This is a genomic window from Candidatus Zixiibacteriota bacterium (assembly GCA_026397505.1).
Taxonomy (GTDB): Bacteria; Zixibacteria; MSB-5A5; order GN15; family PGXB01; genus JAPLUR01.
The window spans coordinates 1-18,221 of the sequence record JAPLUR010000059.1 but is presented as its reverse complement, the minus strand read 5'-3'; the positions used below and the strand labels follow the sequence as shown (position 1 = coordinate 18,221).

Genomic DNA, 18,221 nt, shown 5'->3' with positions numbered 1-18,221 from the left:
CCTCTTTGGACATTTCGTTCTTGTCCATCTGCTGCGGCTTTTGTTGATTCTGCTTCTGGTCCTCTTGCTGTTGCTGCTCCTGTTCCTGCTGCTTCTGCTGGTCCTGCTTGTCCTGCTGATCCTGCTGCTGCGGTTGTTGCTGTTTGTTGTCTTTCTGCTGCTGCGGTTTCAGCTGCTCTTTTAACATTTTTCTGGCCAGCTCAAGATTGTACTTGGCATCGATATCATCGGGCGCAAGTTCGAGGGCTTTCTGATACGATGCAATCGCCTTCTGATAATCACCGGTCCGGTAATAAACATTGCCCAGATTATAATGCCCCTTTGCCTCGTTATTGATATCGCCGGTGACAAACGATTTCTCGAGCTTGTCGGCGGCCTCTTCATATTTACCCTCTTTATACAGAGCACTGCCGATATTATACTGCAATTCCGGCGTCTCCGGCCGCTCGGCCTCCGCCTGGCGATAGAATTCAAGCGCTTTCTTGAAATCACCGCCGGCGAAAGCACTATTTCCTTTTTTCACCATGCCATTGAAGCTGTCGGCATGGACAGCGCCGAAGAGAAGCGCCATCAAAACCGAAAGAATAATCGCCGTCTTTATTCTCATACTCTACCTGATCTTCTTTATTCTTTTCTTTTCCGAAACAAAAAACTCCAGCACAATAATAAAGACCGCCAGAATTAAAGGATACTGGAAACGATCTTCATACTGCATCATTAATTTCCCCTCCAGTTCCTTTTTCTCCATCTTACTGATTTCGTCGAAAACCTTTTCAAGTTCCATTTCGCCCGGTGTGGCATGATAGTACTTACCCCCGGTGGTCAGAGCGATTTTCTGAAGTGTCATTTCATCCAACTTAGTGACAATAACCTCGCCGTTTTTATCCTTCTTGTAACCGACTTTTTCGCCGGTACGATTGGTCACCGGGATCGGCTCTCCCGCCCCGGAGCCGATGCCAATAGCATAAATTTTGACGCCTTCCCTGCGCGCCTCGTCGGCGGCATTCAGGGGATCGCTGTTCTGATCTTCGCCGTCGGTCAGCAGAAGCAGGACTTTATGCTTTTTCTCCAGTTTTTCAAAAGCTCCCGTGGCTTTCGTAATGGCCTCACCTATGGCCGTGCCCTGCTTCGGTATCAGACCGACATCAATGACATCAAGAAACATCTCGGCTGCCGAATAGTCCAGGGTCAGTGGGCACTGGATAAATGCTTCCCCGGCAAAAGCGACCAGGCCGATCCTGTCTCCTTTGAGGCGGTCAATCAATCCCCGGACTTCCTGCCTCGCTTTGGCGATACGGCTTGGTTTCATATCCTCGGCCAGCATAGAGTTGGAAACATCAATGGCGATGACAATGTCGATCCCTTCCCGCTTCATCATTTCCATATGCGTGCCGCACTGCAACTGCGAAAGAGTGATTACCAGAAAAAGGACTCCGGTCAGCAACAACGCCGCCTTGCCTCCCTGGCGGGCGAAGGAAATGTAAGGAGCATTTTTCATCAGCAGAAGGATGTCCCCGAAACGGGCCAGCATCTTTCTCTTCCGATTGATCGCCCAAAGATAGAACAATCCCAGAACGACAAGCAAACCCAACAGCATCAAATTTTCAGGCGAAGCAAAACGCATAGAATCCCAACATCACCTCAAGGTATTTTCCTAAATATAGTTTGTCCTAACAGCATTTCCAACACCAGGAGAGCCAATCCAAAATAAACAAAGGATGGAAACAGCTCTTCGTATTGCACATATTCATTGACTTTGACTTTGGTCTTCTCGAGACTATCGATTTCGTCATAAATCTGCTCCAGCTCTTTTTCAGAGCGGGCGCGGAAATATTTGCCGCCGGTCTTGCCCGCGATTTCCTTCAAAACATCCTCATCAATCTCATTCGGCAGATAGACATATCTCTTGCCGAAAATCGGGTCATCAACCGGGTACATGGCATTGCCGGGGCGTCCCACCCCAATAGTATAAATCTTGACCCCCATTGTCTTGGCAATGCCGGCGGCGGTCAGAGGATCGATTTCGCCGGCGTTGTTGACACCGTCGGTCAGGAGCACTATCACCTTTGACTTGGATGGTGATTCCCGCAGGCGATTGACACAATTGGCCAGCGCCATGCCGATAGCAGTACCATCTTTAATCATCCCGAACCGAACCTGATCCAGAAAATTCAGGAGCACCCCATAATCAAGCGTCAGCGGGCACTGGGTAAAAGAAGACTGCGAGAAAACCACCAGACCAATTCGGTCGGAGGCACGTTTGGAGACAAACTTCTTGATTTCCTCTCTGGCAACATAAAGACGGTTCTCGGGTTTGAAATCCTCGGCCCGCATCGAGCCTGAAACATCCAGCGCCAGCATGATATCTATCCCTTCCGAGGTAACCTCGCGGTTTTCGGTCCCAGCCTGAGGGCGAGCAAAGGCCACGATCAGCATCGCCAGGGCGAACATCCGGAAAAAAGGCAGAATGAATCGGAATCGCAGGCGGCCGGATTTGGCCGAGCGCTTGATTATTTTGAGATCGCTGTACCGGATAGAGGCCGATTGCGTACGCCTTCTCTGAAAATAATAGTACAGCATCAAGGCAATCAGGGCGGCGCCTACCAAGAAAATCATTGTCGCCGACAGCGATATCTCATGTTCAAACAGACTGATATTAAATCCTGCAAATCTAAACATTAAGCCCGCCTCCGGTTGTGGCAATCGGTTCCCCGGCAACGGACACCCGAGAGGTTTCAACCTGCCGGATATATTCCACTATATTGACCGCCTCATCGTAATCCTGAATGACCTTATCCATTTCGGGGATCAACTTGGCGAATTTGACCAGATCGGCAAAACCAAGAAAATTTTTCAGGCGACTGAACAATTGCTCGTCGATTTCTTCCTCCATGATGACAACCAGAAACTCCTCAGTAGTCATATCGAGCACCGGAATGGTGTAAATGCGACCCAAATAGGCTCGGACAATTTCGGTCAGCTCAACATAAAACTGCTTGAATTGGCCGTCGGAGGGGTAATTTTTCTCTTTGAGAAGAGCCAGTTCCTCGAAGGCGATCTCCCATGGCTTGCGCAGGTCAACCGGCTCACCCTGCTGCATTCTCTTCCTGCGGATTCGCCAGAAGATATAAGCTGCCACGGCCGCCAGAATCAGGAAAGCCCCGCCGAAATAGTAATATAGAGCATAGCTGGTCTTAAATTCGATCGGCCCTTTGATATCGCGGATGTCGGCCGTGTCAGAGGATTCCGCCAGCAGCGATTTTACTTTGATGGGAGTCGGCTCGGAAATGAGATATTTGACGGTGCTATCGGGAAGCATGAATTCGACCGGTATCGGCGGAATGATATAATCGCCGGTAGTAAAAGTGGTCAATGAAAAGCGACTTTCGACCTTGATCCGTCCGTCCTTGAGTCTGGTTGATTCATCGGTTTGATAATCCTTGACATCAAAGGCCCCCAGATTGGCGCCGATCGGCGGCGGTGTAAGAACGATATTGGAGTCATGAATGATTGTCAGTCGATAATTGATGAGGTCACCGATATAGATTTCCGATCGGTCAACCGAGGTTTCCACCGTAATCCCCAGCGCCGATGTGACTGTATCGGGGGATGCCGTTTCGGCACCGAGCAGGGCAGTACTCAATCCCGCCCATAAGAACAATATGTATAGTATTCTTCTCATCTTCTCTTATATATGCAGACTACGTCCGATTGATAGCTTTTGTTATAGCCGGCGGTCAGTTCCGCTGCATAGTAGTCGGCCGGTTGATTGACTGTCACTACCAGCGCCGGGGTTCTTTTTACAACTTCCTCTCTTAGATAAACAGCATCAGCCAATTTATGTTTCATATATCCGGCATGGTCGAGAGGCAGCGGCCAATGGAAACCTACAATCTCGCTGCCAGGTAACGGCATCTGTCCGGTGAAAAAAGTGTAGCCGGCCCATTCGCAAAGGACGGTATCGGACACCCGGCCCAATTCCAGCATCTGCTCGGTTATCTTTTTTACCTCCGAAAGGAGGTATCGTCGGTCGGCTTTCCGGATACCATAGATATTGATGGCGATATAGGGCACCAGCGAAATTAGATACAACGCGGCCAGAACGGTGATAATCAGGCGCCTTCCCAAAGGCTTCCAGAGTGCCCGCGCTCTTTCCAGCATCGTCTCCAGATTGAAGGCGATCAGAATAATCGCAAAAGCAATATACTGCTCGACATAATGCCGCAATATCGGATGCGGCACAAAATAGACGACGGCAATAAGGAGCAGATTCATCAACGCCATTCCCTGCGGGGTCACAAAAAGATCACGCCTCGTCCGCAGTTTTCCCGACTCAATTAAATAGCGCAGGGAAATTATGCTCAAAACAAGGATAATGAGCAGATGGGGATCAAGGACTGTTCTTATAAGCGTGGTCAACCGATTAGAGATAATATAACCGAGACTGTGATCGGTTTCGCGATAAATTTGAAAGATAAAAGTATCAAAGAAGAAACTGCCCGACGCCCTGACCATCATAACAAGAGCCGGCACGGCAAAGGGAATCAGTGCAAAAAGAAAGGAGAGCACCGTCCTGAGCCGACGATCGCGTGCCTGGAGAATAGTCGCCCACAGATAGAGGGGCAGCAGAATAATGAAAATAGCGCGATGGTTTATCAGGGCGGACAGGAACAGTCCCGCCAAAACAACGTCAAGCAACCTTCCGCTCTCGCGGAAATGGAGCCAGAAGAAAAATGTTCCAAGGCTCAGGAAATGGGCAAAAACCAGCGGTTCGTACATAGTGTGCACGGAGATAATAAGTCCCGAAAACGTATACATCGATAATGCAATCAGCGCTGCCCTGATACTCCGGCTGGCTTTGAGGACAATGAGGAAAAGAAGTACCGCCGAAAGAAATCCGGCCGCCACGGCCAGACCGCGCAAAATCCAGAATGATTGCCACCCCGACAAGGCTAGGCTTGAGAATACCGTCGGCATCAGCATCAGTTGCGTATAAAAGAAGTCGATATAAAGCGTTTTCCCCAGGCCGACCATACGGGTGGCGTTGAGATAGAACCCCTCATCACGACCGATCATGCGATAGGCCGCAAAGAGCACCAGGATGGCCAGGTTAAGAAACAACAATCCGTAAAGTATATATTTTTGTTTCGGCGCCATGTTATTTGATATTTTCTTCAAAAACCTGTACTTTTTCTATTGCCGCCAGCCGGGCGATATAATCGGAGAAAGCCCTTTGTGATTTTTCCTGCTGATAATCCACCAGAACTTTCACCCGGACATCATCGTACGACTTATCGCCGTACTTCTCTTTTTTATTGGCCAGATAATAGTTTTTCACGTCGGAGGTATCAATATTGACCTGCGGCAGAATCTTCGTGACATAATATTTGTCGACCACCACCTGTTTTTCGAGATCTTTCTGCTTCTGCAAGACATCACTGTCTTTGTCCATGCCGTTCCGAACGGCGTCCTGATACATTAATTCCAACGATATTCGTTTCAGCAGAATTTCCATTTTCCCCTTTTTATCCATGAATTTCTTCTGCATGTCCAGCGGAAAGCCCTGTATGTCATTTTCGACATCAGACATATATATCGGTCGCTCACCGACTCTGGCCACGATTTCCTTACCGCCCGCTCCGGCGCGTAAAGAGTCGATATTGACGGTTCGGTCCAGCTCCCGTTTGGCATCCATCACCCGGCCCATTTTTTCCAGTGAATAAATCAGATTTTTTCCCGCCTCATCGTAGAAACTTCCCCGGGGATTAAGGGCTCTGGCGCGCACATAATAGGCCGCCGCATTTTCATAGTCGGCCAGATTCTCAAAATAGATTCTGCCGACCATATAATCAATATTGGCAGCCGTTTCGCGATCGATATCGGGATCGTTCAAAGCCCTTTTGTACTCTTCCACGGAAGCCCGGTAGAGATTATTATCGGCCAGCTCTCCGGCCAGTCCTTTGACTTCGGCGAATCCCTGGGCCTTGTGGTCGCCCGGCATGAAGAAGACAAGGAACAACACAAGTATCAGAGTCGCCGCCGAGAATATCAGACTTATAACTGAAATTAATGATCTCCCTTTTTCCATATCCAGGATCTCCGGTTAATGTCTCTTTTCCCGCATCCTGAAGAAGTTTATTAAGGGGACGGTGTACGGTTCGTTGGTAATGATCTGAATAAAATCGAGATTTATAAGCCGGAAGGCTCTTTTCAGACCATAATTATCGGCATCGGCTTTTTGGGCGAAATCGAGGCGGAATTCCGAAGAGCCGGTATCAATCAGCAGCGTCTCGCCCGATTCGGCGTCCTCCAGTTCGATCAAGCCGACATCTTCAATCCGGAGTTCCCTGGGATCGGAAATTTTCATGGCGATCAGGTCGTGCTTGTTATTGGCAATCTGCAGCGGCTTGAGATACCCTTCGGAAAGAAAATCCGAGATAAGAAACACGACCGACTTTTTCTTGATGACCCGGCTGAAATACTCCAGCGCCGAGGCGATATCGGTGCCGGTGCCGACCGGCTTAAAATAGAGAATCTCTCGAATCAGCCGCAGGACATGGGCTCGCCCCTTTTTGGGCGGAATAAATTTCTCTATCCGGTCGGTGAAAATAATCATTCCCACCTTGTCATTATTCTTGATCGCCGAAAAAGCCAGCACGGCGCAAAGTTCGGCCGCGGTTTCCTCTTTGAACCTTTCCCTGGTTCCGAACTGACCCGATGATGACATATCGACCAGCAGAATAACCGATAGCTCGCGCTCTTCACGAAATTTCTTGATATGGGGAAAACCGGTGCGGGCGGTTACATTCCAGTCGATGAGACGGACATCATCCCCCGGCTCGTACTGGCGCACTTCCTCAAACTCCATCCCATGCCCCTTGAAAGTGGAGTGGTACTCTCCCGAAAAGAGATCGTTAACCAGCCGTTTGGTGGTTATTTCGATCCGGCGGATTTTCTTGAATATTTCCTTCTGGTCCATATTCTGGCCGGTCATCACGGGACTTCGATGGTGTCGAATACTTTCTGAACGATATCATCGGATGTTCTTTCTTCCGCCTCGGCCTCATAGGTGACCAGAACCCGGTGGCGCAGGATATCGGGGCCGATCGCCTTCACATCCTCGGGGGTGATATACCCGCGACCGCGCAGAAAAGCATGGGCCTTGGCAGCCATGTTCAGATAGATGGTGGCGCGCGGCGAGGCGCCATAAGCGATCAGATCTTTCACCTCTTTCAGGCCATATTTTTCCGGTTCGCGGGTGGCAAAGACAATATTGATGATGTAATCTTTCACTTTATCATCGACATAGATTTCATTGACCACGCGGCGGGCTTTCAGGATCTCCTCGGGATCGACGACCCGCTCCACCTGCAATTTTGCACCCACCGTCATCCTGTCCATGATCAGCCGTTCTTCGGCCCGCGAAGGATAGGTGATTTTCAATTTCAACATGAAGCGATCGACCTGGGCCTCGGGAAGCGGATAGGTCCCTTCCTGCTCGATCGGATTCTGCGTGGCCAGCACCAGGAACGGCTCTTCAAGCTTGTAGGTGCTGTCGCCGATAGTCACCTGCCGCTCCTGCATTGCCTCCAGCAGGGCCGACTGGACCTTGGCCGGGGCACGGTTGATTTCATCGGCCAGAATGATATTGGCGAAAACCGGCCCTTTCTTGACCGTGAATTCGCCCTTCTGGGGATTGTATATCATGGTGCCGATCAGATCGGCCGGAAGCAGGTCGGGTGTAAACTGAATGCGATGGAATTTGGTATTAATGGCATCAGAGAGCGTTTTGACCGCCATGGTTTTGGCCAGACCGGGAACGCCCTCCAGAAGAACATGCCCGTCCGCCAAAATGCCAATCAGCAGACGCTCGATCATATATTTCTGTCCGACAATAACAGTACTGATTTGACTCGTCAATTTCTCAATAAAAGCTGATTCCTTTTCGACTATGGCCTGAATCTGTTCGATGTCTTTATTCATCTTGCCTCCGCATTATAGCTATCATTTATTTTCCAAAGAAAGTTTCAATTTCTGCGATCAGACGGATAATATCTCCCGGGGCTCCCTCAATCGGTGCATATTTCTCTTTATCCGCCAGGGCCAGCCATTCGGAAATCCTCTCTCTTCCACCGGCCGGGAATTCTATCCGCTCCATTTCATTCAAAACGGCCGAGGTGGCCTTGCCCGCAGTCACCAATCCGTATTTTTTTTCCAAATAGTCGTTCAGGAGTTTATACAAGCGGGTGAAAAAAATTTTCCGATCGCTCTGAGATTCTTTTTTGGCGACCGCCAGTTGTTCCAGAAATAATTCTTCCGGTGTTTTTATCGGCGCCGCCGGCACCCGGCTTCGTTTCCATCTGAACACAAAGAATATCGCCGCCGCCAGAGCCGCAACCAACACTATAGCGCCAATCATATATTTCCAGCTATTGGATTTTACCGGCGGGGGAATGGGCTCCGCAATTATGACCTGAAAACGCTGGCTGGTCAGCTGCCCGGCCGTCGAATCAGGCATGGACAGATAATTCAATACAATCGGTTCGATTATGCCGACCCCTGCTTTGGTCGGCTTAAAAGTATATTTGAAGGTGCGGGTGGTGATTTCCTGCCCTGCTTCGGTGCGACTGGAAACGGCAGAAGTTGATCCTAAGACGGTGAGATTTTGCGCGGACGGCAGTGGTAGTATTTCAAAAGCGTAGCGTCCGATTCCTCCCTGCCAGCGGATCTCCATGCTGAGGTTAACAGATGATTCGAAAGGGATATCGGTCTTATCAATCCCGGCGCTAAGGGACAATTCATCGGCTGATGCGGTCACAAAAGAGAAAAGCATCAGACCGGCCAGGATTCTCGATTTGATCAATCTAATTAACAACTGGTTGTCCAAATTCAGCATGGCTGAAAATAATAAATGTTTGCCATATGTCAAACTAAACCACTGCCGGGCATTTTAATAAGATTTATACAGCAGATCCATTAGACGGTTGCAAATATTGTTATCTTTTGCCGAGAATGAAGGCGAGGAGTCCAAATATCATCAAAAACTTTAATAAACTATTAATAACCTTAAGTCTATCAATATCTTTTACGATGAATACTGCCGCCAGCAGAATGATAAGAGGAATGTCGACCAGGCCGATTGTTATGATATTATAGGCCGGTCGGTACCAACCCTGGAGAATCGGTATCAGTGACACCAGGATCAACAGACCGAATATCAGAGCGGCCAGGGCCTGCGCTTTTGGGGGAGACAGGATAGAAGGTAGCGTTCTATATCCATTCAATCGGTCGCCTTTAAGGTCGGCGATATCTTTTAATAATTCCCGCCCCAGATGAAAAAGAAATGCAAAGGCGGCCGGCACAATTGGGCCGGGAATCATTGTAAGCGAAGCTGAAGAAACAGAAAGGCCGCCGACCAAAAAGGTCGACCCGCCAAGAATGGATACGGCGATATTCCCCCAGAAAAGGAGTCGCTTGAGAAGCAGGTTGTAAATTATCAGGAGAAGTATGCCGGCAATAATGGTCACCGTCACCGCCGCATCGACCTTGAGGCCAAGCACAATCGCAGTCAGATTGAACAGGACGAATACAATCAGCGCGCTTGCCGGATTCAATTCGCCTTGCGGCAGCGGCCGGTGTGGGTGGTTGATCCGATCGTTTTCAATATCAAGGAAATCGTTCAGTGCATTACCAGCGCCACAGACCAAAGCCACCGCCAGAGAGGTCAGATATACCTGTCGCCCTCCGCCCGAACCGGCCAGATACCATCCCACCGAGACTCCTATCGCGGCCATCAGGCAGTTATGAATCCGGATCAGCTTGACAACCGATATGATTTTTCGCACGCCGACACTATATGGCGAACAAAGTCCCGGGTCAACATTTTAAAATTGCCGGCCGATAGAAATAAGAAGCCGGGGTTCACCCAATTTGACATTCTCGCCCCAGGAGAACTCCATTCTCAGAGAGAGCTTTTCCGACCCAAATTTTATGCCGCCGCCAAATCCATATTTGAAATCATCCGTTCTGGCCGGATGGCGCTGTTGGTCCAGGGCACGATTTTCCCAGTAAGCGGCATCAAAGAAGGGGTAAACATAATCGGTCCGTGAAAGAAACAATCTCGGCTCGGTTCGTATCATCGCCAAGCGCTGCGCGGCAAACTGGTCGTTGCGGTATCCACGCAGATTCGCCGGTCCCCCGATGAGAAATAATTCCGAAGCCGGCAGCGGTTTCTCGGAACTTTCAATATCCTTCAGATCCAAACGGCAATAAAAAGAGAGAAAACCGCCCAATGAGGGTGCCGCCTCAGCGCTCAATTCATTCCTCGTATCATTATATAGCGATCTTTCGAGAGGCCCGCCACCGCCGCGATAATGACGACCGGAGTATCTGATTTCCCATTTCAACGAGAATTTGCCGGAGGCATTTTTGAAATCCTTCAATCGGGCGCTCTCGATTCCCAATTTCACTTCATAGGATTGATATCCCCTCGACGAAGCTTCCACCGGTTCGACATTTTTCCATCCGACTCCGGTAAGGAAACGGAGATTATCACTGAAATCATTCAGATATTCGCCGTTGATACCAAACTCATAGAAGCCCTCTCGATAATCGCGGGTATGAACATTCAGCGATGCCTCGCCCAGACCGAGGAGAAAAACCGGCTGACCATAACTGAAATCGAGGATCGATTTGTCCTTCTCGCGCTTATCCAAAAGGAGACCGGCTTTCTGCCCTCCGCCAAAAATGTTTTTCCCCCTTATGTCAAAGAACCAGAGGAAATAGCCGTCGCCCTCAGGCACATATCCTCCCGCCCCCTCGAAGTGGAACGGCTTGCTTTCAATAAATTGATAGTGCACCGAGGCGCTCTGATATCCCATATCGGGGACGATCAAAGGCGGCCCCGAAAGGCCAAGAAAATCGATCCTGTCCGTTTTGGGGAGGAGATCGGCCGCATGAGTTGAGAAAAGAGTATCCCCTTCCTTAATCCGGACATATTTCCCGATCAATTCCGGGCTGGTGCGATTGATCCCCTCATATTCCACCCTGGAAACGGTTACGACCGGCCCGATACGCAGAGTCAGATAAATATCGATTCCGATTCCTGCTTTCGCGAATCGCGAGGGAACCAGAGAGACATAATAATTACCCTTTGACTGATAGCCGGCTAAAATCGAGTCAATTATCCTCTGAACTTCCCCTTGCTCAAAAGTGGCGCCATATAAGAGAGTGTCATTCGAGTCCCCGCCAATCACTATCTTTCCGATCACATATTGCGGGCCGAATCTCAGTTGAATTGTCCCCATAGAATCAGGCTCGGAGATAGTTGTCTGATTATCGAGGAAACCGCGATCGGTGAGATAGCGGCTTAGAGAATCAACGACACTCTCTTCCCGAAACCGACGCAGGAATCTCTGTACTTCATTCCGATTGCCGGTCGTACCATCAAGGAAATCAATCTTCCTTTCGGCAGCGAGCGAAAGAGCGGCGATCAAGATAAGGAATATCACGAACCTAAAAACTCGCAATGACCTCTCCCCTTCCCGTAATCCGCGCCTTGCGGTCATTGGCATGGCGGCCGCTCAGCGTTAAGGTAAATCTCAGGTCTTTCTCCAATTTATGATCCGATCGCAAAGACCAGTTGATTCCTCTATGTCCGGAATAATCATCGGTAAGGCGGTAAGAAATGAAGCCGCGCTCATCAAGCTTCTGAAAGTACCCTTCCAGCTCCAATGATGTTTCCCCCCCGGCCACCATTCGCATCCTGGGATTAATCTTAATGGCATAGAGTTTCGATCTCGAATTATTTCCGTCTCTGGCGGAACGGAAAAATAATCCCCCGTTCAATTGTCCCTGATGCAAATTCCGGATTGCGGTTATACTTAGTTTGAAGCCATTAATATTCCCCGGCGAAGAGAAATATGAATCGCGCCTATACTCAAAGTAACTTCCATCCTGAAGATACCGCCAGGAACCTGAGGATTCCTGTAAGCCCGCTCTGAAGACCTTCTCCCAGCGCAAATAGATGCTTTCTCCCAGGCGGCGTTCTTCGTGGTTATAGGAACCGGCCAGATTGACCAGATAATACCCGGAATACTTAATGAACTTCAACTCTCCCGCATAGTTGAGGTGCCGGCTGAGATATGAAAGAGAGTTGCCGGAATAAAAAGGGAGAATCCAGAGGGCATTGCGGATACCGCCTTCCAATAGCTCTTCCTGAATATTAGAGGATAAACGAAGATAGATGTTTTGAGGAACGTAGGTCAGGTTGAGCGTCTTCTCTCCCGCCTTTACCGCCGCCTGGTCGGAATGGATTTCTTCAATCTCGATGAAATTTCCTGCGGGATCAGGAATGTACTGCCCATCGCGAAAAACAAATTTCCCCTGCCCCGGGTCAACCTCAATATAGCGCACACCGCGCTCGAATCGATTTTCATCGGAAAGAGAATATGAGCCGTTCAGGGAAAAATCGGTCTTCATCGGTGCATAGCTGAAATTGAGTCGGGACATAAACTGTCGTTCTTTGCTCTGATTCTGTCTGAACCACTGACCAATCAGATAGACATCTCCGTTCCAGGCTCCAAGGCGTCGGTTCAGATTGACGACCACTCGATCGCGCGTCAGACAACGCAACCAATCGGTCAGGATCGTGTCCTGAACAAATCGCTGGTATTCCGCCGTCACGCCGTGATATCGAATGGTAAGTTTTCCCTCACGTTCGGTGGTGCCGCGGAGAATGCCGGCATACTTGTTTTTGCGTCGGTCGGATTTAAGGGAGGCGGCGAAACCTGTTTCCTTTCGCAAATCATACTTCCACTCAGCGCTCAGAATTTCACCGTCGCCCTTACGATTGGCGGCTGACGTATCATATTCCGCCAGGACTCTGGAATATCCCAGTATCGGGAGCAACGACAAGGCGCTGTCGGGATAGAGGCTGACCGTTCCGGTGTAAGAATTGAATTGTCCGGAATAATTCAGAAGTCCTGTTTCCAGGCGAAGATTGTATGGACCGGGAGCAGTCGCCGCAAGCGCCGCTCTGCCCTCTCTTTCGTCACCCGACGGGCTGAGGCCGACCGGGATGAGATATTTGCGAACCTGGTCGGGGCGATCCCGCCGGAGATACGATTTTAAATTCTTATTGATAATACGCAGTAACAGCTCGCTCCCCAAGGCATTCGCTCTTTCCACCGGAGCAGCACCGTACAACGCCGATATAATATACTCACCGCCAACGTTATTATTATCATTTAAAGTCGAATAAAGATTGCGGTCAGAGCGCGACTGGAGCATACGGATATTGATTCGCCCCACGGCGGACGGCCGGAAACCAAGTTCCGTTTCGAAATATTCCTCTCGCGATGGTACCGGTATGCGGACCATGGCCATGTAATCACCGCGACCCATCCCCACATAGCGGTAGCTGTCGCCGCCCTCATAAAGATAGTCGCCACCACCCGAACCGACCGGCGTGAAAGAGACGCGGAAAGCACCGGAATCGCCGCCGACATTCACATAGTACCGATTTCCCAGTGAATCAAGCCGTTCAATATAATTCCCGTTGGAATCGGCCACGGCGCCGTCTCTCAGATTGCGGGCGGTGGAATCGCCTATATTCTGGAGCATAGTTTGATCGCCGGAACTCAATGCACCCAATTTCATGCGGTCTTTATTGTCACCCTCAAGAATGAAACCGGCTTTGAAATAGAGTGTCGAATCAGAAATCGTCACTCCCGCCGACAGGTCATAAAATTCCCTCTGATAATCGGTGGTCAGAGGTTCATAGTCAATCTCTATTCGCGACCGCGAATCAATCAGTTTTCGCGGCGTGAAGGTGATAGCGGCGGCCGGATAATCCATAGTGTAATCCTTATCCGCGCCCCGCTCCTGAAGGGCACCGTCAATCCAGACCTTTTCCGAGCCGGGCACGATAGCGGCTACATCGTTGCCGGCGGTTATCCGGTATGGCCCCTGGATGCGGTCGCGGCCGACGAATGCCGCCGTGCGAAAAATGCCCCGCGGCCGCCCAAAAACCACCCCCGTTGAAAAAGTCCTCACGACATACTTACTCTGCAGGCCGCTGATCTGCTTTGCCGAATTTCCTCCCCAGGGTGATGGCCTTTGAACCTCCAGATTGCCGATTTCGGCAAGGAAACGCTGCGAGCGAACCTGAAGGTACAACTTGTCAAATTCGTTAATGCGACTGTTGATTGTACCATAAGAGGGATCATACCCTTTATCGGTCACCGACCCGGAAATTTCAAGACCAGGCGCGAGTTCTCCCTTTATTGCCAATTCCAACGATTGGCTGAACTGCGAAGCGCCTTCAGTCCGGGTGAAAAGCGAGAATCTCTTGGTACCGCGAATAAGCATTCCCGATTCTACGGTCGGAAGAGCCGGGGATTGGATATGGGATGAAATCGGGACAGGGCGATTATCAGACCGGGGCGTCTCCGGCGCAATTCCATAATAGATCTTAAGCCAGCGCGGTAACGGCGTGTAGTGAACGATGAGTTGACCATGGCCTGATGAATCGGAAAGATTCAAATATATGATTCCCTCAAGATAATCTATTCGATAATCCCGATTCCGCACCAGCGGCAGACCGTCGAGGAAAAGTGTATCGGAATCATTGATTATGGCACCGTCATAAATCTTGAGCCGTGATTTGATTGCGTCCGGAGATATTTGTTTAACCGCCCCCAGAGCACCGGACAAAAAGACTATTATAATCGATAGGAGAGAGAGAATGACCGATTTCGTGATAATACGATTCAGGGCCATCAATCAGGATAAAGAATTTTATAAATGACCAGGCGATCGCGGCCGGTGTCGCTGACGACCAGAAGACTGTCCGAGACGACTGTCAAATCGCGCGGTTGTTTCAGTTCGATACTGCCCACCGCGGCTATATCCTGCGATGACCAGACCAGGCCACCGCGCTCTTCAAAGCAGAAAATCCCCGGCACTCCCGCATCAACCACCCAGAGATGTCCAAAACGATCGATATCTATGCCCGAAGGTTTCTTGAGCAGATCGCCGCCGAATTCGGTATCATAAACACCAAAACGGTCGAATTTCTTGACCAGACCGTTACCGGCATCGCAGACGAAAACGTTCCCCCGCGCATCACGGGTCATACCGCCCGGAGTCAGCAGGTATCCCGTAGAGGATTCTACGCCTCCGATAAAGCGGTCGAAATTACCGACAGAATTAAACACGGCCAGGCGTGAGTTGTCCAGATCGGCCACCCAGATTTCACCGTACGATGCCACCGCCAGACCGGCCGGATGTCCGAATTTCAGGGGATCATCCGGATCCGAGAGCTCGATGCGGCCGACATAATTCAATTTTGTATCGAATATGGAAATGCGTCGATTTCCTGATTCGGGCAAATAGAGATTGAGATTATTATCGAGGGTAAGATAGCCCGGCCCGCTCAGCAATCCTTCGGCGGCGCCAAAGCCGCCGGCTTCACGCATAGGCTGAAAGTCGCGGTCAAACTTCAGCAGGCGGCTGTTGCCGGCATCGACAACATAGACAGCACCGATATTATCGGAGGCCAGACCAACAGGCTGTGAGAGATTTCGCCCCAGAACGGTTCCGCTTATTTCCTTTACCAGGATCAATCCCAGCGGATAGTGCTCCGGCTTCTGTTCACCGGACGATCCTTCTTTTGGCCCGCAGCCGGCCGAAAATACTCCGGTCAGAAGTAAGAAGACGGGCAGGCCTAAGCTGAGAATCCGCCAAAACATCAGAACTGACGCGTGACAGTCAATCCGACACTCGGATTGTGTCCGAAGGGATTGGCCTTAAATTTAAATTTGAGTTTTTCCTGAGTTGAGGAAAACTCGTCTTTTTCTTCGGGAGTCGCAACCTTCTTGGCCATACGGAAAGCATCGATACTCGAAAAAATGCGGTTGAACATTGCGACGCCGATCATGAAGGTTGCTTTCCGGAAAGCCGACTTACTGGAATTTCGCATGGCCCGATAAGCGGCACGAGCGTCGCGACTGTCCCACTGCCAATAGTACGACGGCGTATTCGGATAATAGGGAGCCGATGGTTCGATAATGCGGCCTGCAGTGTTGTACTCGTAACGGTTGCCGTAGAAGGTCAGATTCTTGAAAAAGTTGTCATCCTTGCCGGTCGGGTCAATACCGGCATGCTCCTCGGCGTACCTGATATAATCATCTTCTTTCCATTGACCGTAGGTGCGGAAAGCAAAGACTCCCGCCCAGGCAACCGCCTCGGCCCCCATGAAAGCCTCGGCTCTGCCCGTTTCTCCGATATAATAATGCCCGGCCCCCGGCAGAATTAGCGACAGCAACACCGCCTTTGTCTTGGAAAACGATCTGGCCTGGGTTTCCAATTCGGTCTTGCCCTTATATTGCTGCTTCTCTTTCTTATCGTTTTTATCTTCCTTCTGGTTGTCGAATTCATCGAATTCCTGCCCGGATGAATAGACCGGCATGAATAAGGGCGAGGTTTTCAATTCGATCCTGGCGCCGGCTCCGAGATGGCCGAGAATGACCAGCGCCAAAGATACAATTCCTAAACGAAGCAATTTTCGGAATTTCATATTCATCCTAAAACCGGCAGGCCAGTCTCACAATCGGCATCTGCTCGGTCGCCGAATAATATTTCATCTCCGTCCGCACCGAAAGCCAGTTATCGCCGGACTGGTTACGGTTGTGACGGTTGGCGGCCACGGCGGCATCAATGGCGGAGAGTAAATGGTTCACCATAGATATGACGATAAAAGTCTTGGCCTTGTTTAGAAGATCATTGGCCTCGCCACGGATGCCGTTGTATTTATCCCGCAGAGGTGAAACATATTTCCCGGCGCTGTCATACTTGAGCGTATCGCCCCAGTAGTCCACCCAGCCGGACCGGAACTGGTCGTATTTGCCGATCATCTCATAGTACTGTTGAGTCTTTGAGTCGGGCAATTGATGGGTAAGAGAATCCTCATTTTTGTCGTGCACCTGCAGCCAGTAACGGTATGTTTCGATGGTTGTATCGGTACCCTCTCGCCAGTAAGTATTGGCAAAGGCCTGAAATTCGTCGGTTTTCCTACTGCCGTCACCGTGATACTTGAAATAGAAGGACCACAGCCCGATATCAGCAGCCAGGAAAACGATCGGCTTGAAAATTTTTGACCCGGCATATTTCTGACCCCAGCCGGGAATGATGAGGGAATAGAGAAAGGCCTTCTTGGGCGATTTATATTCATATTTATAGATACTCTTATCACCGCCGACGCCGGGCGTCTCTTTCTGTTCATCGCCCGTATAGGAACCGGCGTAGTTCAGGCCGCTGTTCTGAATCGACGAGATTTCCCTTGCGAATCGGCCGCTCTCGAGATTTATGGCCATCGACGGCAGATAAATCATTGGAAAAATTGCCAGGGCCAACAAAATTGCTTTTCTCATTGCTCTATTCCTTTCTCATTTTATTATCGCTATGTCGGTAAATGCCGTTTGCGTTTCATTGCCGAAATCAGCCTGAATGAGGCATCTATAAACGCCGGTCGGCAGAGCGGAACCATCCCAGGGCCGCTCGCCGGTTCCCTGCCGGCCGTTGATTTTTATTTCATCGACTCTTTTCCCGGATAGACTATACATGGTAAGAGTGATATCGGCATCAGCCCCCAGAAAATATCTGATGGTGGTCCGGCCATCAAGAGTGGGATTCGGGTAGGAGAAGAACTTATCCCTCGGAAGCATATCCGAAATTGCAGGCTGCCCGAGGCGGCTTTCTTTCAGATGAAAACTCCCATAAGGATCGCCACCGCCCATCGGCCAATCGGCTTGCGCGGAATCAAAACCGACATCATAAGAATAAAACCAGCCATCTACGCCCAGGAAGCCGAGCCCGCCGCTGTTGCTCTTCTTGTAAATAAGAGGAGAACCCACTCCGACACCACCGGCAGCTATTGGAAATCCATATAGCAGTTCCGGTCCGAAAGCATAGCAATTGCCGTTAGATGTGACGATGACAATATCCTGATGATGATCGCCGTTAATATCGGCCACGACCGGCGCTGCGATGGCATAATCATTCGGGTCGGCGCGGTCAATAGTGAGCGGAAAGTCGGCCAATGTCAGAAAATGCCTGTCAAGGGCGAAGATTTTATTCTTGCCACCGGCAATTATATCCGCATAACCGTCATCATCAATATCGGCCAGGACCGGATTGACATAGATCGAGTCGTGAAGCCC

General features: G+C 50.2%; 16 protein-coding genes. All 16 read right to left on the bottom strand.

All coding sequences use genetic code 11. The features are described 5' to 3' along the window. Window positions 1-607 (bottom strand): tetratricopeptide repeat protein (locus NT002_05690; GenBank protein MCX6828759.1); only part of this gene is annotated, 607 nt, incomplete at its 3' end. 3 nt (window positions 608-610) lie between these two features. Then, a complete protein-coding gene (locus NT002_05685; GenBank protein MCX6828758.1) occupies window positions 611-1,597 on the bottom strand; it encodes a VWA domain-containing protein in 987 nt (328 codons plus the stop codon). A gap of 44 nt (window positions 1,598-1,641) precedes the next feature. Then, window positions 1,642-2,679, bottom strand: a complete 1,038-nt coding sequence (locus NT002_05680) for a VWA domain-containing protein (GenBank protein MCX6828757.1) — start codon at window positions 2,677-2,679, stop codon at window positions 1,642-1,644. After that, window positions 2,672-3,682 (bottom strand): BatD family protein, encoded by a 1,011-nt coding sequence (locus NT002_05675; protein ID MCX6828756.1) that lies wholly within the window; start codon window positions 3,680-3,682, stop codon window positions 2,672-2,674. Before NT002_05675 ends, NT002_05680 begins: the two co-directional genes overlap by 8 nt. After that, on the bottom strand, window positions 3,679-5,121 hold the full coding sequence (locus NT002_05670) for a hypothetical protein (protein MCX6828755.1): 1,443 nt from the start codon (window positions 5,119-5,121) through the stop codon (window positions 3,679-3,681). The genes NT002_05675 and NT002_05670 overlap by 4 nt, the downstream gene beginning before the upstream one ends. A gap of 37 nt (window positions 5,122-5,158) precedes the next feature. Beyond that, window positions 5,159-6,088 (bottom strand): hypothetical protein, encoded by a 930-nt coding sequence (locus tag NT002_05665; protein ID MCX6828754.1) that lies wholly within the window; start codon window positions 6,086-6,088, stop codon window positions 5,159-5,161. A gap of 15 nt (window positions 6,089-6,103) precedes the next feature. Continuing rightward, complete coding sequence (locus NT002_05660; protein ID MCX6828753.1) at window positions 6,104-6,994, bottom strand: DUF58 domain-containing protein; 891 nt, start codon at window positions 6,992-6,994, stop codon at window positions 6,104-6,106. Next, complete coding sequence (locus tag NT002_05655) at window positions 6,994-7,983, bottom strand: MoxR family ATPase (GenBank protein ID MCX6828752.1); 990 nt, start codon at window positions 7,981-7,983, stop codon at window positions 6,994-6,996. The genes NT002_05660 and NT002_05655 overlap by 1 nt, the downstream gene beginning before the upstream one ends. A 25-nt stretch (window positions 7,984-8,008) precedes the next feature. Next, a complete protein-coding gene (locus NT002_05650; protein ID MCX6828751.1) occupies window positions 8,009-8,875 on the bottom strand; it encodes a hypothetical protein in 867 nt (288 codons plus the stop codon). Window positions 8,876-8,996: 121 nt separating this feature from the next. Beyond that, window positions 8,997-9,845 (bottom strand): geranylgeranylglycerol-phosphate geranylgeranyltransferase, encoded by an 849-nt coding sequence (locus NT002_05645; GenBank protein MCX6828750.1) that lies wholly within the window; start codon window positions 9,843-9,845, stop codon window positions 8,997-8,999. Window positions 9,846-9,884: 39 nt separating this feature from the next. Next, a complete protein-coding gene (locus NT002_05640) occupies window positions 9,885-11,528 on the bottom strand; it encodes a hypothetical protein (GenBank protein MCX6828749.1) in 1,644 nt (547 codons plus the stop codon). Then, window positions 11,515-14,781 carry a hypothetical protein gene (locus NT002_05635; protein ID MCX6828748.1) on the bottom strand — a complete coding sequence of 1,089 codons (3,267 nt, stop codon included), beginning with the start codon at window positions 14,779-14,781 and terminating at the stop codon, window positions 11,515-11,517. Before NT002_05635 ends, NT002_05640 begins: the two co-directional genes overlap by 14 nt. Continuing rightward, window positions 14,781-15,752, bottom strand: coding sequence for an NHL repeat-containing protein (locus NT002_05630; GenBank protein ID MCX6828747.1), 972 nt, complete (start codon window positions 15,750-15,752; stop codon window positions 14,781-14,783). Before NT002_05630 ends, NT002_05635 begins: the two co-directional genes overlap by 1 nt. Further along, a complete protein-coding gene (locus tag NT002_05625) occupies window positions 15,752-16,579 on the bottom strand; it encodes a hypothetical protein (GenBank protein ID MCX6828746.1) in 828 nt (275 codons plus the stop codon). The genes NT002_05630 and NT002_05625 overlap by 1 nt, the downstream gene beginning before the upstream one ends. A 7-nt stretch (window positions 16,580-16,586) precedes the next feature. Then, complete coding sequence (locus NT002_05620; protein ID MCX6828745.1) at window positions 16,587-17,432, bottom strand: DUF5683 domain-containing protein; 846 nt, start codon at window positions 17,430-17,432, stop codon at window positions 16,587-16,589. A gap of 15 nt (window positions 17,433-17,447) precedes the next feature. Further along, on the bottom strand, window positions 17,448-18,221 hold a 774-nt coding region (locus NT002_05615; protein ID MCX6828744.1), incomplete at its 5' end, for a T9SS type A sorting domain-containing protein.